21 protein-coding genes and 1 tRNA gene are annotated in these 20,634 nt (G+C 64.1%); 7 read left to right on the forward strand and 15 right to left on the reverse strand.

From position 1 onward, the window contains the following. Positions 1–22: 22 nt before the first annotated feature. Complete coding sequence (gene rpoZ, locus BM190_RS18795) at positions 23–415, reverse strand: DNA-directed RNA polymerase subunit omega (RefSeq protein ID WP_008133017.1); 393 nt, start codon at positions 413–415, stop codon at positions 23–25. A gap of 329 nt (positions 416–744) precedes the next feature. Here rpoZ and BM190_RS18800 point away from each other — a divergent pair, with 329 nt between their 5' ends. Together BM190_RS18800 and BM190_RS18805 are read left to right on the forward strand one after the other, a co-directional pair. Then, on the forward strand, positions 745–1,389 hold the full coding sequence (locus tag BM190_RS18800; RefSeq protein WP_018320007.1) for a LabA-like NYN domain-containing protein: 645 nt from the start codon (positions 745–747) through the stop codon (positions 1,387–1,389). After that, on the forward strand, positions 1,370–2,044 hold the full coding sequence (locus BM190_RS18805; RefSeq protein WP_018320006.1) for a uracil-DNA glycosylase: 675 nt from the start codon (positions 1,370–1,372) through the stop codon (positions 2,042–2,044). Before BM190_RS18800 ends, BM190_RS18805 begins: the two co-directional genes overlap by 20 nt. A gap of 9 nt (positions 2,045–2,053) precedes the next feature. Here the strand turns inward: BM190_RS18805 and BM190_RS18810 are convergent, their stop codons facing one another. Genes BM190_RS18810 through dapA form a run of 4 tightly spaced genes read right to left on the reverse strand, consistent with a single transcriptional unit; the run spans position 2,054 to position 4,531 of the window. After that, positions 2,054–2,635: a peroxiredoxin gene (locus tag BM190_RS18810; protein ID WP_092257562.1), complete on the reverse strand. Its 582-nt coding sequence runs from the start codon at positions 2,633–2,635 to the stop codon at positions 2,054–2,056. Positions 2,636–2,639: 4 nt separating this feature from the next. Further along, positions 2,640–3,113, reverse strand: coding sequence for an SsrA-binding protein SmpB (smpB, locus tag BM190_RS18815; protein ID WP_018320004.1), 474 nt, complete (start codon positions 3,111–3,113; stop codon positions 2,640–2,642). A gap of 59 nt (positions 3,114–3,172) precedes the next feature. Further along, positions 3,173–3,586: a large conductance mechanosensitive channel protein MscL gene (mscL, locus tag BM190_RS18820; RefSeq protein ID WP_026202292.1), complete on the reverse strand. Its 414-nt coding sequence runs from the start codon at positions 3,584–3,586 to the stop codon at positions 3,173–3,175. Between the two features lie 54 nt (positions 3,587–3,640). Then, entirely contained in the window at positions 3,641–4,531 is an 891-nt protein-coding gene (dapA, locus tag BM190_RS18825) for a 4-hydroxy-tetrahydrodipicolinate synthase (RefSeq protein WP_092257565.1), read from the reverse strand. A 279-nt stretch (positions 4,532–4,810) separates the two neighbouring features. Between dapA and BM190_RS18830 the strand changes: the two genes are divergently transcribed. Beyond that, complete coding sequence (locus BM190_RS18830) at positions 4,811–7,195, forward strand: lytic transglycosylase domain-containing protein (RefSeq protein ID WP_177237161.1); 2,385 nt, start codon at positions 4,811–4,813, stop codon at positions 7,193–7,195. 514 nt (positions 7,196–7,709) lie between these two features. Here BM190_RS18830 and BM190_RS18835 read toward each other — a convergent pair. After that, complete coding sequence (locus BM190_RS18835) at positions 7,710–9,281, reverse strand: porin (protein ID WP_092257571.1); 1,572 nt, start codon at positions 9,279–9,281, stop codon at positions 7,710–7,712. Between the two features lie 815 nt (positions 9,282–10,096). Here BM190_RS18835 and BM190_RS18840 point away from each other — a divergent pair. Next, positions 10,097–10,189: transfer RNA gene (locus tag BM190_RS18840), tRNA-Ser, on the forward strand. 147 nt (positions 10,190–10,336) lie between these two features. On the opposite strand, the gene BM190_RS18845 is transcribed toward BM190_RS18840, so the two are convergent. Together BM190_RS18845 and BM190_RS18850 are read right to left on the reverse strand one after the other, a co-directional pair. Further along, positions 10,337–10,546, reverse strand: coding sequence for a hypothetical protein (locus BM190_RS18845; protein WP_092257574.1), 210 nt, complete (start codon positions 10,544–10,546; stop codon positions 10,337–10,339). Between the two features lie 94 nt (positions 10,547–10,640). Continuing rightward, positions 10,641–10,907, reverse strand: a complete 267-nt coding sequence (locus tag BM190_RS18850; RefSeq protein WP_018321086.1) for a hypothetical protein — start codon at positions 10,905–10,907, stop codon at positions 10,641–10,643. Between the two features lie 1,236 nt (positions 10,908–12,143). Between BM190_RS18850 and BM190_RS40510 the strand changes: the two genes are divergently transcribed. After that, positions 12,144–12,356, forward strand: a complete 213-nt coding sequence (locus BM190_RS40510; RefSeq protein WP_177237120.1) for a hypothetical protein — start codon at positions 12,144–12,146, stop codon at positions 12,354–12,356. A gap of 129 nt (positions 12,357–12,485) precedes the next feature. On the opposite strand, the gene gatB is transcribed toward BM190_RS40510, so the two are convergent. From gatB to BM190_RS18895, 7 genes are all read right to left on the reverse strand, one after another. Further along, entirely contained in the window at positions 12,486–13,964 is a 1,479-nt protein-coding gene (gene gatB, locus BM190_RS18865) for an Asp-tRNA(Asn)/Glu-tRNA(Gln) amidotransferase subunit GatB (RefSeq protein WP_092257580.1), read from the reverse strand. After that, entirely contained in the window at positions 13,961–14,263 is a 303-nt protein-coding gene (locus tag BM190_RS18870; RefSeq protein WP_092257583.1) for a hypothetical protein, read from the reverse strand. The genes gatB and BM190_RS18870 overlap by 4 nt, the downstream gene beginning before the upstream one ends. After that, the gene (gatA, locus tag BM190_RS18875) at positions 14,254–15,729 is read right to left on the reverse strand and encodes an Asp-tRNA(Asn)/Glu-tRNA(Gln) amidotransferase subunit GatA (protein WP_018321090.1); all 1,476 of its coding nucleotides are present in this window, start codon (positions 15,727–15,729) and stop codon (positions 14,254–14,256) included. Before gatA ends, BM190_RS18870 begins: the two co-directional genes overlap by 10 nt. Beyond that, the gene (locus BM190_RS18880) at positions 15,726–15,938 is read right to left on the reverse strand and encodes a hypothetical protein (protein ID WP_018321091.1); all 213 of its coding nucleotides are present in this window, start codon (positions 15,936–15,938) and stop codon (positions 15,726–15,728) included. The genes gatA and BM190_RS18880 overlap by 4 nt, the downstream gene beginning before the upstream one ends. A gap of 14 nt (positions 15,939–15,952) precedes the next feature. Continuing rightward, complete coding sequence (gatC, locus tag BM190_RS18885; RefSeq protein ID WP_028143922.1) at positions 15,953–16,240, reverse strand: Asp-tRNA(Asn)/Glu-tRNA(Gln) amidotransferase subunit GatC; 288 nt, start codon at positions 16,238–16,240, stop codon at positions 15,953–15,955. 140 nt (positions 16,241–16,380) lie between these two features. Further along, entirely contained in the window at positions 16,381–17,457 is a 1,077-nt protein-coding gene (locus BM190_RS18890; protein ID WP_092257586.1) for an NAD(P)H-dependent flavin oxidoreductase, read from the reverse strand. A 54-nt stretch (positions 17,458–17,511) separates the two neighbouring features. Continuing rightward, a complete protein-coding gene (locus tag BM190_RS18895; protein ID WP_092257590.1) occupies positions 17,512–18,486 on the reverse strand; it encodes an NAD(P)H-dependent flavin oxidoreductase in 975 nt (324 codons plus the stop codon). 97 nt (positions 18,487–18,583) lie between these two features. Between BM190_RS18895 and BM190_RS18900 the strand changes: the two genes are divergently transcribed. After that, a complete protein-coding gene (locus tag BM190_RS18900; RefSeq protein WP_092257592.1) occupies positions 18,584–19,474 on the forward strand; it encodes a LysR family transcriptional regulator in 891 nt (296 codons plus the stop codon). A gap of 195 nt (positions 19,475–19,669) precedes the next feature. After that, entirely contained in the window at positions 19,670–20,605 is a 936-nt protein-coding gene (locus BM190_RS18905; RefSeq protein ID WP_092257595.1) for a cyclase family protein, read from the forward strand. Positions 20,606–20,634: the final 29 nt, after the last annotated feature.

The raw sequence follows: 20,634 nt of genomic DNA on the forward strand, positions 1-20,634 counted from the left end.
ATCGACGATCGCGACGGACGATTTACTCGTCTTCCTCGGGCTGCTCCTCGGGCGGCGCGAGGCCTTCGAGACCCTTCAGGAGCTCCTCTTCGGTCATGCGCTCGACGGCGACTTCGGTATCGTCCGCATCGACGCTCGCGCCCGCGGAACCGATCAGCGGCACCGTATCCGGCTCGGGCTCGTCGACCTCGACGAACTTCTGGAGCGAGTGCACCAGCTCCTCGCGCAGGTCCTCGGGCGAAATGGTCGTGTCAGCAATTTCGCGCAAAGACACAACAGGGTTCTTGTCGTTATCGCGGTCAACCGTTAGTTGTGAGCCGGACGAAATCATGCGGGCACGGTGGGCGGCCAGCAGGACCAGGTCAAACCGGTTGTCGACCTTGTCGATACAATCTTCTACGGTGACGCGAGCCATGGACTGTCGCTCCGTTGTGGGTGGGACGAAATATGTGGATGATTGGGGCTAGTTATAGGGGCTGGGGCCGTTTCGCAAGGCCAATTTGTGATTTGGCCTCGCCAAACGGCTCTGCTACCCCCACATTGGGGCTGGGATGGGCGGTTACCCGGGCTGCCATCGAGGGCGGCGCCGGGTCTATGAAAGTCCGCCATAACTATACCTTGTTTGCCCCGACTTCTCCGGATTTGCGGCTTCGACGGATTTCGGCGGCACCCTAGAACTGCGCGGCCTGCTGCCGCCGCGCCAACAATAAACGATCAATCACGAACACTACGCGAGCAAACTGAATGTCACCTTCCTCCACCGACAAGATCGCGCTCTTCATCGACGGAGCCAATCTCTACGCGACGGCGAAAACTCTGGGCTTCGACATCGACTACAAGCGCCTGCTGAAGGAGTTTCAGAGCCGCGGAACGTTGCTTCGGGCGTTCTACTACACCGCCATCATCGAGGATCAGGAATACTCCTCGATCCGCCCGCTGATCGACTGGCTGGATTACAACGGCTACACCGTCGTCACCAAGGCGACCAAGGAGTTCATCGACGCCTCCGGCCGCCGCAAGGTCAAGGGCAACATGGACATCGAGCTCGCCGTGGACGCCATGGAGCTTGCCGAGCACATCGACCAGATGGTGCTGTTCTCCGGTGACGGTGACTTCCGCTCCCTAGTCGAGGCCGTGCAGCGCCGCGGCGTTCGGGTCACGGTGATCTCCACCATCGCCAGCCAGCCGCCGATGATCGCCGACGAGCTGCGCCGCCAGGCCGACGTCTTCACCGACCTCGTCGAGCTGCAATCCAAGCTCGGCCGCGATCCCTCCGAACGCCCCGCCCCGCGCGACCGCGGTGATCGCGAGGCCCGCCACCACGCCCCACAATTCCTCCAGCGCGCAACCACGATGGCGCCGAGGGGCGATGACGACTTCGAGGAGTGAGGCGGCCCGGTCAAGCCGCCAGCCTCCCACCCTCGTTCCCGACCGCAATTGTCCGCTCTGTCCGCGCTTGGTCGCCTTTCGTGAGGCGAACCGGGCGCGTGAGCCGTTGTGGCACAATGCGCCGGTTGCGCCCTTCGGCGACATCAAGGCCCGCCTGTTGATCGTCGGCCTCGCGCCGGGGATGCAGGGCGCCAACCGCACGGGACGGCCGTTCACCGGCGATTACGCCGGTGACCTGCTCTACGCCACCCTGCTCGAATATGGATTTGCCAAGGGCACCTATCAGGCGCGTCCCGATGACGGCCTGAAGCTGGTCGACTGCCGGATCGCCAATGCCGTGCATTGCGTTCCGCCACAGAACAAGCCGCTGCCCGTCGAGATCAACACCTGCCGCCAGTTCCTCGTGGCGAATCTCGAGACGATGCCGAAGCTGCGCGCGATCATCGCGCTCGGGCGGATTGCGCACGACAGCGTGCTCAAGCCGCTGAACCTGAAGGCCTCGCAGGCCCCCTTCGGCCACGGCGCCGTGCATCAGGCCGGCGCGTTCAGGCTCTACGACAGCTATCATTGCTCGCGCTACAACACGAACACCGGCGTGCTGACGCCGGACATGTTCCGGTCGGTGTTCGCGAAGGTGAAGGCGGATCTCGATTAGCGCCCTGGTTCAGGCCTTGGCCGGATTGGCCTTCAGCCAGTCCAGGACGTCGCCGGCGTTCCGGTCGGGCGGAAACACCGGGTAGAACAAATGCGTGATCCTGGCGTCGTCGATGATCAGCGCAAGACGCTTGATCAGCGTCAGGCCCGCGACCTCCATCGTCGGCAGATTGAGCGCGCGCGTCAGCGCCAGCTTCTCGTCCGACAGCACGGGGAACGGCAGATGCAGCCGTGACGCCATCTCAGTCTGGTACTCGTTGCTCTGGGTCGAAAGGCCGAACACGTGGGAGGCGCCGGCGCCCTTCAGTTCGGCGAACAGATCGCGAAACGCGCAAGTCTGCGGCGTGCACCCGCGTGCACCCGGGATCATGTCCCAATCGTCGACCAAGGAAATCTTGCCGGGTTCGCCGGTGCGGGGATAAGCGAACACCACGGTCCGGCCGCGCAGCGCCGACAGCGTCACCGAGGTGTCGTTGGTCGCGAGCAGGCCGATTGGCGGCAGCGTCACGCCGGTCAGATGCGCGGCGCCGCCGTCGTCTTCAGGTGCGGGAATCTGGCTCCAATCGACCTCGAGCAGGTTCCGTTGATTCATCTCGCTATCCCCTCGCCCGCATCAGGCGGCCCTTCTCCCGGCTCCAGTCGCGCTTCTTCTCGGTCTCGCGCTTGTCGTGCAGCTTCTTGCCTTTTGCAACCGCCAGCTGCAACTTGGCGCGCCCACGCTCATTGAAATAGAGCTTGAGCGGGATCAGCGTCATGCCCTCGCGGTCGACGGCGCCCATCAGCTTGTTGATCTGCCGGCGATGCAGCAGCAGCTTTCGCGGCCGCTTCGGCTCGTGATTGAAGCGGTTTCCTTGCAGATATTCGGGAATGGTGGCGTTGATCAGCCAGATCTCGCCGTCCTTGGAATCGGCATAGGACTCCGCGATCGTGCTCTTGCCGTTGCGGATCGACTTGACCTCGGTGCCGGTCAGCGCAATCCCCGCCTCGATCGTATCCTCGATCGCATAGTTGAAGCGGGCCTTGCGATTTTCCGCCATGACCTTGATCGGACGTTCGTTCTTTTCAGCCATGGCGACGAAACCTGAGCGCGATGCGCAGCGATGCTAACAGTTTGGATGAAGCGCGCGCGTCACTTCTTGAGGAGATCGCGGATCTCGGTCAGCAGCACGACCTCCTCCGACGGCTTCGACGGCTCCGCGGGCTTGGTCTCTTCCTTCCGCTTCAGTGTGTTCATGGCGCGGATCACCAGGAACAGCACGAAGGCGACGATGATGAAGTTGATCGTCAGCGTCAGGAAGCTACCGTAAGCAAGTACGGCGCCTTGCTTTTTCGCATCCGCTAAGTTGGTGGCGGTCACCGACTTCGACAAGGGGGCGAAGTAGTTCGAGAAGTCGAGGCCGCCGGTCGCAGCGCCGATGATCGGCATGATGATGTCACCGACGAGCGAGGTGACGATGGCGCCGAAGGCCGCGCCGATGATGACGCCGACCGCGAGATCGACGACGTTGCCCTTCATGGCGAACTCACGGAACTCCGTGAGCATCCGCCTGCCCTTTTCGTCGACGCTCATGAACGGCCTCCCCGATAGGTCAACCCATCAGTTGATCAGGCCAGCGTGCACCATGGCGCTGCGCACGGCAACGCGGGTCGGCTCGGAGACCGGCACCATCGGCAGCCGCATCGTCTCGTCGAGCTTGCCGAGCAGCGACATCGCGTACTTGATCGGCGCCGGGTTGCTCTCGATGAAGAGGTTGTTGTGCAGCGGCATCAGCTTGTCGTGGATCTTCAGCGCGGTGGCATGGTCGCCCTTGGCCCAGGCGGCCTGGAACTCCGAGCACAGGCGCGGCGCGACGTTCGAGGTCACCGAGATGCAGCCGTGGCCGCCATGCGCCATGTAGCCGATGATGGTCGCGTCCTCGCCCGAGAGCTGGTTGAAATCCTCGCCCATCGCCGCACGCTGCTGCGACACGCGCACCATGCTGGCGGTGGCGTCCTTCACGCCGGCGATGTTCTTCAGCTCCCATAACCGCTTCATGGTGTCGACGGACATGTCGATCACCGAGCGCGGCGGGATGTTGTAGATGATGATCGGAATGCCGATTGCGTCGTTGATCGCCTTGAAGTGCTGGTACATGCCTTCCTGGGTCGGCTTGTTGTAGTAAGGCGTCACCACCAGCACGGCGTCCGCGCCCGCCTTTTCGGCGTGCTGAGCGAGCTCGATCGCCTCCTTGGTCGAGTTGGAGCCCGCACCCGCGATCACAGGCACGCGGCCCTTGGCTTCAGCGATGCACCATTCGACCACCTTCTTGTGCTCGTCATGGCTGAGCGTCGGGCTCTCGCCGGTGGTGCCGACCGGCACCAGGCCGTTGGTGCCCTCCGAAATCTGCCAGTTGACCAGGGATCGGAATGCCGCCTCGTCCAGCGAGCCGTTCTTGAACGGCGTGACCAAGGCGGTGAACGACCCCCGGAATTTCGTCTTGGCTGCCATGGACTTCCTCCGTACGCGGCTATCTCTTGAGCAAGCCCCTTTCATATCGGGTCTACCCCGCCGGTAAAAGGCCCGCTTCCGTGTGACGCACCGTTTAGGCCGCGATTTTGCCGCGGTAGTGGTGCAAATCGGCCCGCGGTAAGCGGCTGTTGGTATTTTGTCCGCATATTCAATCAAATACAGCTAGATCTTGAGCCACTTGACTGATTCGGGGCGACCAAACCCGTGACCTCATTCCCTCGTGCCGCCTGGCGATCCACCGGTCTCATCGTGTGCCTGATGGCAGGGCTATCGGTCGGCTGCGCCGCCCTCGCCAAGTCCAATGAGACGACGGCGGAAGCTGGCAAGGACAGCGCGAAGGGCTCGTCCAAGGGAACCGGCAAGGAAACTTCGAAGGACGCGGCCAAAGGAGCAAGCCAGGGAGCAAACAAAGGCGCAAGCAAGGGTGCAGCTCCTGCCCCGGCCAAGGACGCTGCGAAGAAACCGGCCAAGGAGGCAGGCAAGGACGCCGGCAAGAGCGCCGGAAAAGAGCCCGCGAAGGACAAGCCCAAGCCCGCCGCAGCGGCCCCTGCGCCGAAATCGCATCCGGCCGCCAGCGGTTCGCCGCCGAAAACGGCCCCCGCGCCGGCCGTGACGGCTACCGTCAGGCCTTCCGCCCCCGTCGCCAGACCGGCCGCAGCGCCGGTGCTGGCCCCGGCGACGCGCCAGCATGCCGCGCCGCGCAAGCCGGTCATACCCGCCGCGGTCGCAGCGACGTCGTCGACGCCCCAGGGCGACAAGGACGCCCTCGAGAGCGTCATCGAGCTCGTGCGCAAGCGCAAGGCGGGTGAGGCCAGCAACGTCGCAGCGGGCATCTCGGATCCGGTCGCGCGAAAACTCGCGGAATGGATCATCCTGCGCAGCGAGGACAATGGCGCGACCGTGGAGCGCTACCGCGCCTTCCTCTCCGCCAATCCGAGCTGGCCGTCGCAGACCTTCCTGCGCCGACGCCTCGAGGCCGCGATGTGGGACGACAGGCGCGACGATTCCGTCGCGTGGTCGTGGTTCGAGAACGAATCTCCGATCTCCGCCAAGGGCCGCTTCACGCTCGCCAAGGCGATGCTGGCGCGCGGCGACCGCGCCAATGCCGAGCGGCTGGTGCGCGAGGCCTGGCGCAGCGATCCGATGTCCGAGGATACCGAAAACAACGCGCTCGACCAGTTTGGTGCCCTGCTGACGCCGGGCGACCAGAAGGCGCGGATGGACACCCTGCTCTACGGCAGCGAGAACGAGGCGGCGTTGCGCGCCGCAAAGCGCCTGGGCGCCGGCTATGTCGCACTTGCCAAGGCCCGCATCGCCGCCGTCAAGAAGGCGCCGAACGCGCGCGCGCTGCTCGACGCCGTGCCCCGCGAGCTGCACAACGACCCCGGCTTCACCTTCAGCAAGATCCAGCTGCTACGCCGCGAGGAGAAATTCGCCGAAGCAGCCCAGCTCATGCTGTCGGCGCCGAAGGATCCGAACCGGCTCCACAATCTCGACGAATGGTGGATCGAGCGGCGTCTTTTGGCGCGCAAGATGATCGACACCGAGGAATTCCGCAGCGCCTATCTGATCGCGCGCGACGCCGCACTGCCCTCGCGCGACATCTACAAGACCGAGCAGGAATTCACGGCCGGGTGGATCGCGCTGCGCTTCCTCAACGACCCCGCGGCCGCCACCCAGCATTTCGCCCGCATCGGCGTCGGCAGCGTCAATCCGACCGCGCTGGCGCGTGCCGGCTATTGGCAGGGCCGCGCCGCGGAAGCGGCGGGGCGCCAGCAGGAGGCGCGCAACGCCTATGCCCGCGCCGCCGAACAGTCGACCAGCTATTACGGCCAGCTCGCCCGGGCCAAGCTCGGCCTGCCGCAGATCGAGCTCAACAGCCAGCCGCGCGGCCGCGGCGCCGAACGGCTGGAGATCGTGCGCGCCGCGCACCTGCTCTACGAGCTCGACGAGCGCGAGATGGCGATACCGCTGCTGGCCGACATGGGCGAGAACGGCGATCCCGAAGCGCTCGCCGGCCTCGGCGAGCTGACCCAGCGTTACAACGATGCGCGCGGCATGCTGCTGCTCGGCAAGGCCGCGCTCAATCGCGGCCTGCCGTTCGACTTCTATGCCTATCCCGTTAACGGCATTCCGCAGTTCACGCCGATCGGTCCCGAAGTCGAGCGCAGCATCGTCTATGCGATCGCGCGGCAGGAGAGCGCATTCAATCCGTCAGTGGTCTCGCCGGCCCAGGCCTACGGCCTGATGCAGGTGACGCCCGACGCCGCGCGCTATGTCTGCAAGCGCCACGGCGCGACCTACGATCTGGGACGGCTGAAGAACGATTCGGTCTACAACGCCACGCTCGGCTCGGCCGAGCTCGGCGGACTGCTCGAGGATTATCGCGGCTCCTACATCATGACCTTCGCCGCCTACAATGCCGGCCGCGGCAGCGTGAAGAAGTGGGTCGAGCGCTACGGCGATCCGCGCGATCCCAAGGTCGATGCGGTCGACTGGGTCGAGCTGATTCCGTTCTCCGAGACGCGCAACTACGTGCAGCGGATCATGGAGAACCTTCAGGTCTACCGCGCCCGCTTCGGCGGCGGCACGCGCCTGCAGATCGAGGCCGATCTGCGCCGCGGCGCCGGCAGCGTGGAATAGCGATCCGCTCTTTCGATTCAGCCGCGAGCATGGGTGGCAAGCGCCGCAATTGCCTCGCGTGCAGATGAAGGCGCCTATCGCCACCGCTGCAAAGGCAGATCAGCGAGGCGTTGCACGGCCCCACGCCGGCCAACGACAGTCCTCCCCCAGCGCGCCGCTGTCAGAGATGGGAAGCGCGGAGCTCCCCTCTCCCAACCAGAGCAATCGCAATTGGGAGCGACTTCTGTGTGGCCATCCTTCGAGACGCCCGCCATTGGCCGGCTCTCAGGATGACGGGTGCGCGGCGGCAGACTTGACGGGCATCGACGCCGCTTGGCCTCCAGGAGACCGCCGCCGGGTCCGCGCAAAGCGCTTTGAAGGACACGGCGCGCGCTCAGCTGGCGTATGCGATTGCCCTGCTCTGGCAATGCGCCGAACTTGACCCATTGCGCCAAGCGAGAAGGCAAGCACCGGGGCAAAAGAAAAGCCCCGGCGGTTTCCCGCCGGGGCTCTCTGTCAGGTCGTTAGACCGAACTTACCAGTTGCGCTGAGCGCGGAGGAGCAGGGTGATGGTGTCCTGATCCTTGAGCTCGTACACGGCAGCCGGCTTGGCCGTCGTGCCGGCACCAGCGTAACCAACCGTACCGGAGTACTTCTGGTCGAGATGGGTCCAGTTCAGGTCAGCCGAGAACGTGAGGTTCTTGACGGGGGTCCAGCGGGTGATGACACCGACCTGCGCAACGGCGAAGTCAGGATTACAACCCGTCACACCGACCAGGCCACCGAACACGCCGCCTGCACCGCCAGCGCCGCAAAGCGTGGTCTTGGCGAGCGAGCCGAACTGCGCCTGAGCGTAGGCACCGTACAGCGCGGTGTTCCAGTAGGGATCCCAGTTATGGGTGTAAGCGCCGCGGAAGCCCCAGGTCTTGACGGTTTCCTGCGAGCTGCCGGTCACGAACACAGTGTCCGGAGCAATGGCGAAGCCGACGCTCTGGTAAGCAACGCCCGAGCTGCCGAACATCGAGTAGCTGCCGCCCGCGAGGTTCTGGAAGTTGTAGCGGGACGCGCCGTCGGTGTAGACGCCCGAAATGTTGATCACGTCACCCGCACCAGTCGGGATGTTCTTGATCGACAGAGCGAGCTGAACAGCCCAACCCCACTTGTCGTCGGGGTGGCCAGTCGGCTCGGTGGCGCCGTAGTAGGCAACGTGGTTGTCATGAGCAGCGACCGACGCCTGGAACAGACCCCAAGCCTGGTCGACACGGACCATACCGACGAGGTTCGGCGAACGCGAACCGCCGATGGCGTTCGAGCCATACGAACCGCCGATCATGCCAGCCGCCGAAGCGCCGGTCATGTTGAGGTTGCCGGCCTGGTAGTAAGCCGTCGCGTCTTCCGCCGAGAACGACGCCGTCACGCCCTGACCGAAGTCAGCGGTGTAGGTGAACTGGTTGACACCAGTGACCGTGCCGGAACCGCCGACGAGGCTGTCGAAGTTGTTGCCGGGATAGTTGGTCCAGGGCGCGTCGAACTGCGACACGGCCTTACCCATGGTGAAGCCAGCGAACTGGATGAAGGCGTAGTACACGCCGAGCGAACCGCCCGAGGTGTTGCCGTCGGTGCCGTTGATCGACGAACCAACGAGCGCCGGGGTGGCGCCGGAGGTGTTGAGCGCCAGCGTGCCGCTGTAGGCGGTCGTGCCCGTCGCGCTGCCGGTGCCGGCGTAGTTGCCGGTGGTCCAGGAGAACACGCCGTCGAAGAAGGTACGGACGACGCCGTACTCGGTCGCGGTGCGCGTGTCGATGTTGAGATCTTCACGAGCGCGCATGGTGTAGTAGTTCGTCAGACGGTTACGCGCGCCGTTGTTCGACGTGAGCTGACCGCTGAAGCTCGAGTTGGTGTTCAGCGCGACTTCAGCGCGCAGATAACCACCCAGCTTGATGCAGGTGTCGGTGCCCGGGATGTAGTAGAAGCCCGCGCCGTACAGCGAGCAGATCTTCACGTATTCGACCGCCTTGGCCTTCACGGGCAGATCGGCTGCTTGAGCTCCGCCCACGGCGATCAGACCCGCCGCTGAGCCGAGCAAAAGGCTCTTAACCAACTTCATGTTAAACCTCCAAGTTGCTCTTCAGGGAAGGTCACTGACCGGACGGCCAATTCCCCAACCCCCTCTAAATCACCGCTCCGGGCTCCTTCGCGTCTTCGGACACACCCGCATGAACGCGAGGGACTTAAGCGAAATGACCTAAACGGGACGACCTCGGGATGCCCCCCTCCGTCGCTCAGTCACAATTACCGAACGTCCTTGCACACACAACAAGAGAACGCTTGGAAACGGGCCTATGAAGCTTGTTTTCCGACGGGTGTTGCACAAATAACACGCAGATGTGATCGAAGCGCCCTCGCAACCAATTGTTTTCATTGATGTTTTAGAGACGGTTCCTTCTGCCATCAAAGTTCCCCACTTAAGGCACGGCAAGCGAGATCTCGGCCTGGAGGGGCTTTGACGCACTCGAATCGTGGAATCGCAGGGAGACTCAAGGAGAACGTATCGCCCTGCTCCGCACCTCCCAACCTGATGCAGGCACGGCTTTAAAGGGGTGGACGAGCACCCTTTGTGGATAGCGACCGTTATTGGGCCGGTTGGCGGATGACACGAATCGAACCTTCAGCCGCCCGCTCCCCGCACCGCATTGATTTTTCCAGTAAAATCAGTCTCTTACGCGAGAAAAGACGTTCTCATAGGCAAAAACCATCTTCGAGATGCGCCGGACGCTCCAACTCTGTGCCTCATTCTCGCAACGTTATGGTCACGCCCCGGGAGCAAAGTGCTTTGTCGCGAAAATCGCTGGGAATATTCGAGCGAAAACACACGCTTCCAAATTGACCCGCCCAAGTAATTAGATGCATAAGGCTCGCACCGGAGAGGTGGCCGAGTGGCTGAAGGCAACGCTTTGCTAAAGCGTCATACGGTCTCAAGCTGTATCGAGGGTTCGAATCCCTCCCTCTCCGCCACCCAGCAGCAGAATCAATCAAGGTCTGAGCGTTCTTTCAGCTGAAAGCGCTCCTGTGACCGGCGCGAAAGCCCGGCGCAAGGATCGGCGCGGCCGTTCAGCTCGATTCGCACCATCTTATATGTGTGGCTATGTGTGTGGTCCGTGCCTAGCGCTGGAACCGCCAGATCCGCCAATGCGAGGGCGAAATCAGCACTGCCTCGCCGGCCCAGACGTTGTACCAGACGCCGGACCTGCGCCGGCACGGAAACGACCAGGGCAGAATCCCCGTCTTGTGCGGACGTCCGAGTTCCAGATCGCACTCATCGGGAGCGATCTGAATCGGCAGCCATCGTCCATTGGTATCGGGCTCGCTCATGCCGCACGGGTCTATGTGGCGGCACGACGAAGAAACTTGATTCAGCGCAACCAGGCCCACCCGTGCGAACACGGGTGCGGATGCGATTCTCGGTTCAGTGCGTGGAGACCCACGCCCTCGCCTCGCGCTGCGCGGCCGAGATCTCGGCATCCGACATCTGCCCGGCGACTTCCTGGCGCAGCGTCACGGCGTCCTTGCGGCCCTTCAGGGCGGCGAGGTTGAACCATTTGTGCGCGGCGACGAGATCGACGAGCCCGGAACGGCCGCTCGCCCAATAGATCCCGCGCTCGAACAGCACGTCCGACAGCGCGGTCGCGTCGATCGGCGTTGCCGTCTCCAGATCGAAAGTACCCTGAAACATAACGCATCCCCTTTTTTCTTGTGCCTTGCTCCCCCGAGCGCGGCTCCCGTCCAACTCTGATGTGCATGACCCTTGCTGGGACCGCGCACTGTTCAACTCATCCCTTGGGCTTCTTGCCCAACGCCGTTTGCCGGCTTGTTGGAGGCGATGATGGCGGGCAAATTTGAATGGCAGTTTAAGTATCGCGATGAAGCAGACGTAAACGCGAGCGCGCGGCGCCGGCGCGCAGAATTCAAGAAGTCGCTGATTTGCAGGCACTTCTGCGTTTCGTCAGATTTGGTTTACCTTGGGATTTTGGGACATCGATAACCATCGCGCGCGGTGGACGCATCCTGCGGCGTCCCCACTCGCTATCGTCGCCCGCGCCCGGGCTATCGCCAAGGCTTCGCCTGGCCCCGTCGTCCTTGAGCGCCGAGCTTCGGCGAAGGCGGCAGAAGGGTGACCGGCACTCCAGAGATGGCAATGTCGCACGAGCAGCCCGGCGTACTGGATCGCCCGGCCGGAGCGCGGCGATGACACCGCGAAGAATGGCGAAAGCGGCGTGCGAGCAGCGCGCAATCAGGCCCCAGCCTTCGCCTGCCCAAGGTGGAGCGGCCAGCGCAACGATGACGCCGTGGTCAGATCAGCAATGTGGAGAAAAGGAAATGCCGGCAATACCCCGGCCTCAGGAGAACGAGGGCGTCGGCGAACACGTCAGGACCAGATTCCACTTTGACCGCGAGGCCACTCGTGAAATTGCAGAACCGGAGAACCGGCCCCGCACCGAACGAAGAAAACTAGTTTCTTCTGCCGGACCGCAAAGAGAACGGTCCGACCGTTGACCTGATGTCTCGCCGACACCCTCTATCGCCGACCAGAACCTCTAGGAGGCGCTGATGACGTGCCGGCTGCTGGAGCCGGCAACTTCAGAAGCGAAGTTACTTCTTCTTCTTCGCGACCTTGCGGGTCTTCTTCGCAGTCTTCTTCACTGCGCTCTTCGCCTTCTTCGCCTTCTTCGCTTTCTTGGCCATGTTGCCCTCCGATGTGTGAGATGGCTTTAATCGCTGCGTGCAGTCGGGGATCGAATGCACACTCATCCCGAATACACCAACACAACGAAAAAAACAGCGTCTCGCTTAAAGAAGTGTTGACGACGCAACGCGCGTGCGCTTGGCGAACGCGATGCAAGCGCACCGAACGACGGGTGCGAGCGACCGCAGAGCGTACGCGCAGCATCGACGTTCGCGGCAGATGCGATTGCAGAAAAACACTATGCAGCAAGTATTTTTCTTTGCGTGCGCATCGCGCGCGATCATCGCGATGATGCGCATCGCCGATCCCGCGATCACCTCGCAAGGGCGCTTCGCGGACTCTGAGTCGCGATTTTTGGCAACGAAAATATTTTCATGCTTAACGGCGCGAACGCTCGCCGGAGCGTGTGCGAGCCGCCGTTTTGCGCGAATCGCGTGACGGCGATTCGGCCGTTGCATCGCGTCTGGTCGGGATGAAGTTTACCGCCGAGGGTGCGCGCGAGCGTCGCATCGAGAACCGACAGCGAGGTGACGGAGCGTGTCCGTCACCTCGTTCGAACGCGCGAGGTTAGAGGCCGAGCTTCGACTTGAGCACGTCGTTGACGCTCTGCGGGTTGGCCTTGCCGCCGGACGCCTTCATCACCTGACCGACGAACCAGCCGAGCGACTGCGGCTTGTCCTTGACCTGCGCGGCCTTGTCGGGATTGGCCGCGATGATGTCGTCGACAACCTTTTCGATCGCCGAAAGATCCGTGACCTGCTTCATGCCGCGGCTTTCCACCAGCGCGCGGGGATCGCCGCCCTCCTGCCAGACGATCTCGAACAGATCCTTGGCGATCTTGCCCGAGATCGTGCCCTCTCCAATCAGGTCGATGATGCCCGAGAGCTGCTCGGCGCTGACCGGAGAGCCCGTAATATCCCGGCCTTCCTTGTTGAGACGGCCGAACAGCTCGTTGATCACCCAGTTCGCCGCCATCTTGCCATCGCGCGCGCGGTTGCCGAGCTTGTCGAGCACGGTCTCGTAGAACACCGCGCTCTCGCGCTCGGCGACCAGCACGCTCGCGTCGTAAGCCGACAGGCCGAGATCGGCGACGAAGCGCGTCTTCTTCTGGTCCGGCAGCTCCGGAAGCTTCGCCTTCAGCTCGTCGACGAATTCCTGGCTGAACTCCAGCGGCAGCAGGTCGGGATCGGGGAAGTAGCGATAGTCGTGCGCCTCTTCCTTGGACCGCATCGAGCGGGTCTCGCCCTTGTTGGGATCGAACCGACGCGTCTCCTGCTCGATCTGACCGCCGTCCTCCAGGATCTCGATCTGGCGCCGCGCTTCATACTCGATCGCCTGGCCGATGAAGGTGATCGAGTTCATGTTCTTGATTTCGCAGCGGGTGCCGAGCGGCCCACCGGGCTTGCGCACGGAGACGTTGACGTCGGCGCGCAGGCTTCCCTTCTCCATGTCACCGTCACAGGTGCCGAGGTAGCGCATGATCGAGCGTAGCTTGGTCACATAGGCCCTGGCCTGCTCGGCGTCGCGGATGTCCGGTTTCGAGACAATCTCCATCAGCGCCACGCCACAGCGGTTGAAATCGATGTAGGACAGCGACGGAGACCGGTCGTGCAGCATTTTGCCGGGATCCTGCTCCAGATGCAGCCGCTCGATGCCGATGGAGACACTGCGGCCGCCGTCGAGATCGACAATCACCTCGCCCTCGCCCACGACAGGCGACTTGTACTGGCTGATCTGGTAGCCCTGCGGCAGGTCGGGATAGAAGTAGTTCTTCCGGTCGAACACCGAACGCAGATTGATCTGCGCGTTGAGACCGAGCCCGGTCCGGACAGCCTGCCTGACGCATTCCTCGTTGATGACGGGCAGCATGCCCGGCATCGCGGCATCGACCAGCGACACCTGCGTGTTCGGCTCGCCGCCGAACGCGGTCGAGGCGCCCGAGAACAGCTTTGAGTTCGACGTCACCTGGGCGTGAATCTCCATGCCGATGACCACCTCCCAATCACCGGTGGCGCCCTTGAGAAGCTTGTGCGTGGCCGTGCTCATGTCGTGCTCCCGAGCAGCGTGACAGCGATCCGCTCCCACTCCGCTTCCAATGAATCCTTTGCCGCGGGCTGGCCGGCCTGGCGGTACCAGTAGCCGGCATTGCCGAGATCGCCCTCGACGCGGTGCAGATAGGCGTGCACCCAGGCCGCGTCACGGCCGTTGTCGTCCTGGACGATCTTGTGCGCCTGATCCCAATCGCCCTTCGCGGCCCACCACAGGCCGGCGAGCGGCGCGCTCAGGTGTCGCGCGGGCGCCGCGCCGTCGAGGCTCGCGATGAACGCGGCGACATTCACCACCACCTCGCGGGCGTGAAGCGGCCGGCCGCCTGCTCGATCACCTCGCCGAGCGAGAACAGCGTCTCCTCCTCGAACGGACGGCCGATCAGCTGCAGGCCGAGCGGCAGGCCTTGCGCGTCCTTGCCGGCGGGCACCGCGATGCCGGGCAGGCCCGCCATGTTCACGGTCACCGTGAAGATGTCGTTGAGATACATCTCGACCGGATCCGCGCCGCCCTTCTCGCCGATGCCGAAGGCCGCCGACGGCGTCGCCGGCGTCAGGATCGCGTCGACGCCCCGCGCGAAGCAATCCTCGAAATCCTTCTTGATCAGCGTGCGAACCTTCTGGGCGCGCAAATAATACGCGTCGTAATAGCCGGCCGAGAGCACATAGGTGCCGATCATGACGCGGCGGCGAACCTCTGCGCCGAAACCTTCGGCGCGGGTGTTCTCGTAGAGCTCGACAATGTTCTTGGCCTGCTCGCGCAGGCCGTAGCGGACACCGTCATAGCGTGCGAGGTTGGAGGACGCCTCCGCCGGCGCCACGATGTAATAGGCCGGCAGCGCGTATTTGGTGTGCGGCAGCGACACCTCGACCAGCTCGGCGCCGGCCGCCTTCAGCCAGGCCGCGCCTTCGCTCCAGAGTTTCTCGATCTCGGCCGGCATGCCGTCGAGACGATACTCCTTGGGGATGCCGATCTTCATGCCCTTCACGGACTTGCCGATCGCGGCCTCGTAATCCGGCACGGCGATGTCGACCGAGGTCGTGTCCTTGGGGTCATGGCCGGCCATCGAGCGCAGCAGCATCGCAGCATCGCGCACGCTGCGCGCGATCGGGCCTGCCTGGTCGAGCGAAGAGGCGAAGGCGACAATGCCCCAGCGCGAGCAGCGGCCATAGGTCGGCTTGATGCCGACGGTGGCCGTGAACGCCGCCGGCTGGCGGATCGAGCCGCCGGTGTCGGTCGCGGTGGCGCCCATGCACAGCAGTGCCGCCACGGCCGAGGCCGAGCCGCCGGACGAGCCGCCCGGCACCAGCGTGGTGTTGCTGCCCTCGCGCCGCCAGGGATTGCCCACGGGACCGAAGCACGAGGTCTCGTTCGCCGAGCCCATCGCGAACTCATCATTGTTGAGCTTGCCGAGCATCACCGCACCGTCGCGCCACAGCTGCGAGGTGATGGTGGACTCGTAGGTCGGCACGAAATTGCCGAGGATCTTCGAGCATGCCGTGGTGCGCACGCCCTTGGTCGCGAACAGATCCTTGATGCCGAGCGGAATGCCGGCGAGCGGGCCGGCATCGCCCTTGGCGATCTTCTCGTCCACGGCCTTGGCCATGTCGCGGGCCTGCTCCGGCGTCTCCATCACGAAGGCGTTGAGCACGCGCGCGGCTTCGATCGCGCTCAGATGCGCGTCGGTCAGCTCGAGAGACGTGAAAGTCTTGTCGGCGAGACCCTTGCGGGCCTCGGCGAGCGTCAGCGATGTCAAATCGGTCATTTATTGATCGGGCTGCAGAAGAACGGAGACAGGGTCTTGTCGTTGGCCGGGTCGTCTTTTTTGGCGGCCGCATTCGCAGCGGCCTCGATCTCGTCGAGCACGGCATTGACGGCGACGTTGGGATCGGCAGCCTTGCCCTGCCGCTCCATCTTGTCGAGATAGTTCATGTAGGCCTGATAGGCCTTCTCATCGTCGCAAAGCAGGCACATCGGATCTAACCTGTTTATTCAACGACCTTGGGCACCAGGAAGAAGTGACCTTCGGTCGCGGGCGCGTTGGCAACGATATCGTCGGCGATCTCGCCGTCATCGACCACGTCCTGCCGCTTCTTCATCTGCATCGGGGTGACCGAGGTCATCGGCTCCACGCCCTCGACATTGACCTCCGAGAGCTGCTCGACAAAGGCGAGCATGGCGTTGAGCTCGCCCTGCAGATGCGGAACCTCGCCCTCGGAAACCGCGATGCGCGCCAGATGCGCGATGCGGCGGACGGTAGCGGCGTCGACGGACATTATATAAGGCCTCTCACGGCAAAACCTATGTGCCGTATAGCAGAGGCCGGTTTTGCGCCGCAACCGGCGCTAGCGCATGATCCGGAAAAGTGTGAAGCGGTTTTCCGAAAAGATCATGCGCAAACAAGAACCTAAAGCGCTTAGCTGGCCAGCGCTTTCATCCGGGCCAGCGCCGATTTGGCAAAATTCCGGGTCAATTCGGCCGCAGGGACCTCGCGGCCCAGCGCCACAGCCTGTCCGGCCCAGAGATTGGTGAAATCCACCCTGCCCTGCTTTTCCGCAGCCGTCTTCAATGGTCCCAGCGCGGTCGCGGCATGAGGAAACGGCGGGGCGTCCGGCGAGATCGGGCCAGCCTCGCGCATCAGGCGGTTCTGGACGCCGCGCGCCGGCCGGCCGGTCATGACATTGGTGATCACGGTGGAATCGTCCCGCGCTTCAGCCAGCGCCTTGCGGCCGCCGGCGCTGACCTTGGACTCCGGACAGCGCAGATAGGCGCTGCCGATCTGCACGCCCGAGGCACCGAGCGCGAAGGCGGCGGCGATGCCGCGCCCGTCCGCGATGCCACCGGCCGCGATCACCGGCACCTTCACGGCATCGGCGACCTGCGGCACCAGCGCGAACGTGCCGGGCTGCTCGGAGATCTTGTCGGTCAGGAACATGCCGCGATGGCCGCCGGCCTCGGCGCCTTGCGCAATGACGGCATCGACGCCGCGCTGTTCGAGCCAGACCGCCTCCTTCACCGTCGTCGCCGACGAGATGACGAGGCAGCCAGCGGCCTTGACGCGCTTGAGCAGCGCCTGCTCCGGGAGACCGAAATGGAAGCTAACGATCTCGGGCTTCAGTTCCTCGACGACCTCGCAGAAGGCGGCATCGAACGGCGCGCGGTTCGCCGCAGCGACCGGCGCCGCGGGATCGAGACCATGCTCGATGTAATAGCCTGTGAGCCGCTGCTTCCAGCGCGCTTCAGCCTCTGTCGAAAGGTCAACCGGCGTGTGGCAGAAGAAGTTCATGTTCACCGGCGCCTTCACGCGCTGGCGGATGATGTTGACCTGCTCGCGCGCCTTCTCCGGCGACAGCATCGCGCTCGGCAACGAGCCGAGCCCACCGCCCTCTGCCACGGCGATCACCAGCTCCGCATCCATCACACCCGCCATCGGCGCCAGCACGATCGGAAATTCGGTCTTGAATAGGTCGATCAGTCGACGGTCAGGCCACATCGTTGTTCTCTCTCGTTTCTCTTACCCTCCCCTGGAGGGGGAGGGTGAAGAATCCTACCCCGCGACTACCGAGTTCCGCCGCCCGGCAAGAAGCTGCCCGGCCTCAATCGCAATCCGCTCGACGATCTCGGCTGCCGGTGGAATATCATGGATCAGGCCGACCGCCTCGCCTGCGATCACGGCGGCGACGTCGAAATTGCCGGCTGCCTTGGCCGCGGCATAATCCGCCGCGACCCCAGCGACATTCTGCATCAACTCGACTTCGCGACCACTCCAGCGCCGGGCATGATCATTGACCAGACATCGCCCGGTAAACGGCGCCGGCCAGACATTGTTGCGGGAGAGATCGAAGATGATGCCGCGCACAGTCGAGCCGCTGCTTGCCGCGCAGATGCGCCGCTTGGCCTCCTCTGCACCGTCGGCCTCCTCACTCGCATAGAAGCGCGTGCCAAGCAGCACGCCACTCGCGCCCAGCATCATCATCGCAGCAAGCCCACGCCCATCGGCGATGCCGCCGGCCGCAACCACCGGCACGCCCGCGGCAAGATCTACGATTGCGGGCACGAGATCGACCGTGGAGCGGGAGGCGCCGTGACCGCCCGCCTCCGTCCCCTGCGCGATCAGGATATCGGCGCCGGCTTCGAGCGCCTGCCGCGCCATCGCCTCGTCCTGTACCTGGCAAATCAGACGCGCCCCGGCCGACTTGATCTTGTTCGCGAACGGCGCAGGATCTCCGAACGATAGCATGATCGCGGATGGTCTTGCGCCGAGCGCGATGTCGAGAAGCTCGGGCCGCTTGGCGAGGCTCCATGTAATGAAGCCGATCCCGAACGGCGCGGACAGCGAAGCGAGCTTCGCGGTCTCCCGCTCCAGCCACGTCCTCTCGCCATAGCCGCCGCCCAGAATGCCAAACCCGCCGGCGCCGCTCACGGCCGCGACCAGACGGCTGCCCGCGATGACATCCATCGGTGCCAGCAGGACGGGATGGCTGATCTCAAGCAGCGTGGTCAGCGGTGTCGCAATGGGCATGGTCCTTCCCCGATCTGGACAGCGAGAGTAAGTGCGATTAGCATTCTCGAAAATTGAATTGTTGCGAACGCTACCATCTCAAACGCGAAACGGTACGATGGAACTCAGCGATCTCCAGACCTTTGCGGCCGTCGCCCGCAGCGGCGGCATCACCCGTGCCGCGGAAGAGCTGAACACCGTGCAATCCAACGTCACCCAGCGCGTGAAAGCGCTGGAGGCGGAGATCGGCACGCAGCTGTTCGAACGCCATAGCCGCGGCATGACGCTGACCGGCGCCGGCAAGCGCCTCCTGCCCTATGCTCAGCGGATGGCCGCGCTGTCGCGCGAGGCCGTGCTTGCCGCGCGCGACGACGGCGAGCCGAAGGGACCGCTCGCGATCGGTTCGATGGAGACCACGGCGGCGGTGCGGCTGCCGCCGCTGCTCGCCGACTTCCATCGCCGCTTTCCCGCGGTGCGCCTGTCCTTGCGTACCGCGCCGACAGCCGACCTCGTCGCGAGCGTGCTCGAAGGCGCGCTCGATGGTGCCTTCGTCGCAGGTCCGATCGCGCACGACGACCTCACTGCGACGAGCGCCTTCCGCGAGGAGCTGGTGCTGGTCAGCGCGCGGCGCTGGACCTCCCTCGCCGAGCTGCGCGCCGGCACGCCGGAGTCCGGCCCGACGGCACTGGTGTTTCGCACCGGCTGCACCTACCGCCAGCGGCTCGAGCAGGTGTTCGTCGAGTTCGGCTGGCCCTCAGCCACGCGCTTCGAGCTCGGCACGCTTGACGGCATGATCGGCTGCGTCGCCGCCGACATGGGCGTGTCGTTGCTGCCGCGTGCCGTCGTCGAGCGCAGCGCAATGAACGGCAGCGTCTCGATGCACACGCTGAGCACCTCGCACGCGCGCGTCGAGACACTCTTCATCCAGCGCCGCGCCGGACATCAATCCAGCGCGCTGAGCGGATTTGCCGCTTGCCTGAAGTCCGATGAGGACGTCATCGCGGCCTGACGCGGTGAGACGTTCCATCGCACGAAATTCAACGTCACAAATCTGCCGTACTTGAATCCGTCGACGTCGCGCTGCGTTCGGCGGCCGCAGCACCGCGCGCTGAAATATTTTGAAGCGCAGACGCCTTTGACGTTAGGATGCGGCACTGCCAGCGCAAATTACCATAACGAAGCCAAAACATCGGGAGGACTATCGATGCGCAATACGTTCGTGTTGTGCTGCGTCGCCGCGTTGTCGGCGATGTCAGGAACTGCAAGCGCTCAGGACTGGACGAAATCGAAATGGGGGCCGAACGACGAGATCGGCGCCGCCAACTACATGACGCCCGAACTCGTGCTGAAGGCAGCATCGCTGGTGAAGACCGGCAAGACCTACGCACTCGGCATTCCCGTCACGCCGCAGACGCCGGCCTATCCGCCGCGCGCCTTCAAGCTCACCATCGTGCAGCCCGGACAGGCCGGCATTCCAGGCCTCGGGCCCAACAAGGCGACCTATAACGACGACATCCTCGACACCTGGGTCGGCATCGGCAGCCAGCTCGACGGGCTCGGTCATCTCGGCGTCGAGCACGTCTATTACAACGGCAACAAGCTCGCCGACTTCGCCGATCCGAACGGATTGAAGAAGCTCGGCATCGAAAAGGTGCCGCCGATGGTCACGCGCGGCGTACTGCTCGATATGGCCGCCTATTTCAAGACCGACGTGGTGAAGGAAGGAACCGCCTTCAACGTCAAGGAGATCGAGGAAGCCGCCAAGCAGCAGAACGTCGAGATCCGCCAGGGCGACGTCGTCATCTTCCACACCGGCTGGCTCAGCCTGATCGGCAAGGACGACAAGCGCTATTCCGCCGGTGAGCCCGGCCTCGGCGTCGAAGGCGCGAAGTATTTGACCGGCAAGGGCGTCGTCGCAGTGGGTGCCGATACCTGGGCCCTCGAGGTGCTGCCGTTCGAATCCAAGAACGTGTTCGAGGTGCACCAGATCCTGCTTGCGATGAATGGGACCTATATCCTCGAGAACATGGACACTGCGGCGCTCGCGCGCGACAAGGGCTATGAATTCCTGTTCGTGCTGGGCCAGCCGCGCTGGACCGGCGGCGTACAGGCAATGATCAACCCGATCGCGATCCGCTGACGTCGGACGCGCGTCTGGCGAAAGAACCG

Source organism: Bradyrhizobium sp. Rc3b, from assembly GCF_900114915.1.
Taxonomy (GTDB): domain Bacteria; phylum Pseudomonadota; class Alphaproteobacteria; order Rhizobiales; family Xanthobacteraceae; genus Bradyrhizobium.

What these genes read in the sequence shown, in the direction of transcription:
- BM190_RS18800 (WP_018320007.1), top strand. Translation starts at nt 745, where the DNA reads ATGTCACCTTCCTCCACCGACAAGATCGCGCTCTTCATCGACGGAGCC.
- mscL (WP_026202292.1), bottom strand. Translation starts at nt 3,586, where the DNA reads ATGCTCACGGAGTTCCGTGAGTTCGCCATGAAGGGCAACGTCGTCGAT.
- smpB (WP_018320004.1), bottom strand. Translation starts at nt 3,113, where the DNA reads ATGGCTGAAAAGAACGAACGTCCGATCAAGGTCATGGCGGAAAATCGC.
- BM190_RS18845 (WP_092257574.1), bottom strand. Translation starts at nt 10,546, where the DNA reads ATGAGCGAGCCCGATACCAATGGACGATGGCTGCCGATTCAGATCGCT.
- BM190_RS18890 (WP_092257586.1), bottom strand. Translation starts at nt 17,457, where the DNA reads ATGTGGCCTGACCGTCGACTGATCGACCTATTCAAGACCGAATTTCCG.
- gatA (WP_018321090.1), bottom strand. Translation starts at nt 15,729, where the DNA reads ATGACCGATTTGACATCGCTGACGCTCGCCGAGGCCCGCAAGGGTCTC.
- dapA (WP_092257565.1), bottom strand. Translation starts at nt 4,531, where the DNA reads ATGGCAGCCAAGACGAAATTCCGGGGGTCGTTCACCGCCTTGGTCACG.
- BM190_RS18805 (WP_018320006.1), top strand. Translation starts at nt 1,370, where the DNA reads ATGACGACTTCGAGGAGTGAGGCGGCCCGGTCAAGCCGCCAGCCTCCC.
- gatC (WP_028143922.1), bottom strand. Translation starts at nt 16,240, where the DNA reads ATGTCCGTCGACGCCGCTACCGTCCGCCGCATCGCGCATCTGGCGCGC.
- BM190_RS18830 (WP_177237161.1), top strand. Translation starts at nt 4,811, where the DNA reads ATGGCAGGGCTATCGGTCGGCTGCGCCGCCCTCGCCAAGTCCAATGAG.
- BM190_RS18810 (WP_092257562.1), bottom strand. Translation starts at nt 2,635, where the DNA reads ATGAATCAACGGAACCTGCTCGAGGTCGATTGGAGCCAGATTCCCGCA.
- BM190_RS18900 (WP_092257592.1), top strand. Translation starts at nt 18,584, where the DNA reads ATGGAACTCAGCGATCTCCAGACCTTTGCGGCCGTCGCCCGCAGCGGC.
- BM190_RS18850 (WP_018321086.1), bottom strand. Translation starts at nt 10,907, where the DNA reads ATGTTTCAGGGTACTTTCGATCTGGAGACGGCAACGCCGATCGACGCG.
- BM190_RS18880 (WP_018321091.1), bottom strand. Translation starts at nt 15,938, where the DNA reads ATGTGCCTGCTTTGCGACGATGAGAAGGCCTATCAGGCCTACATGAAC.
- BM190_RS18895 (WP_092257590.1), bottom strand. Translation starts at nt 18,486, where the DNA reads ATGCCCATTGCGACACCGCTGACCACGCTGCTTGAGATCAGCCATCCC.
- rpoZ (WP_008133017.1), bottom strand. Translation starts at nt 415, where the DNA reads ATGGCTCGCGTCACCGTAGAAGATTGTATCGACAAGGTCGACAACCGG.
- BM190_RS18835 (WP_092257571.1), bottom strand. Translation starts at nt 9,281, where the DNA reads ATGAAGTTGGTTAAGAGCCTTTTGCTCGGCTCAGCGGCGGGTCTGATC.
- BM190_RS18905 (WP_092257595.1), top strand. Translation starts at nt 19,670, where the DNA reads ATGCGCAATACGTTCGTGTTGTGCTGCGTCGCCGCGTTGTCGGCGATG.
- gatB (WP_092257580.1), bottom strand. Translation starts at nt 13,964, where the DNA reads ATGAGCACGGCCACGCACAAGCTTCTCAAGGGCGCCACCGGTGATTGG.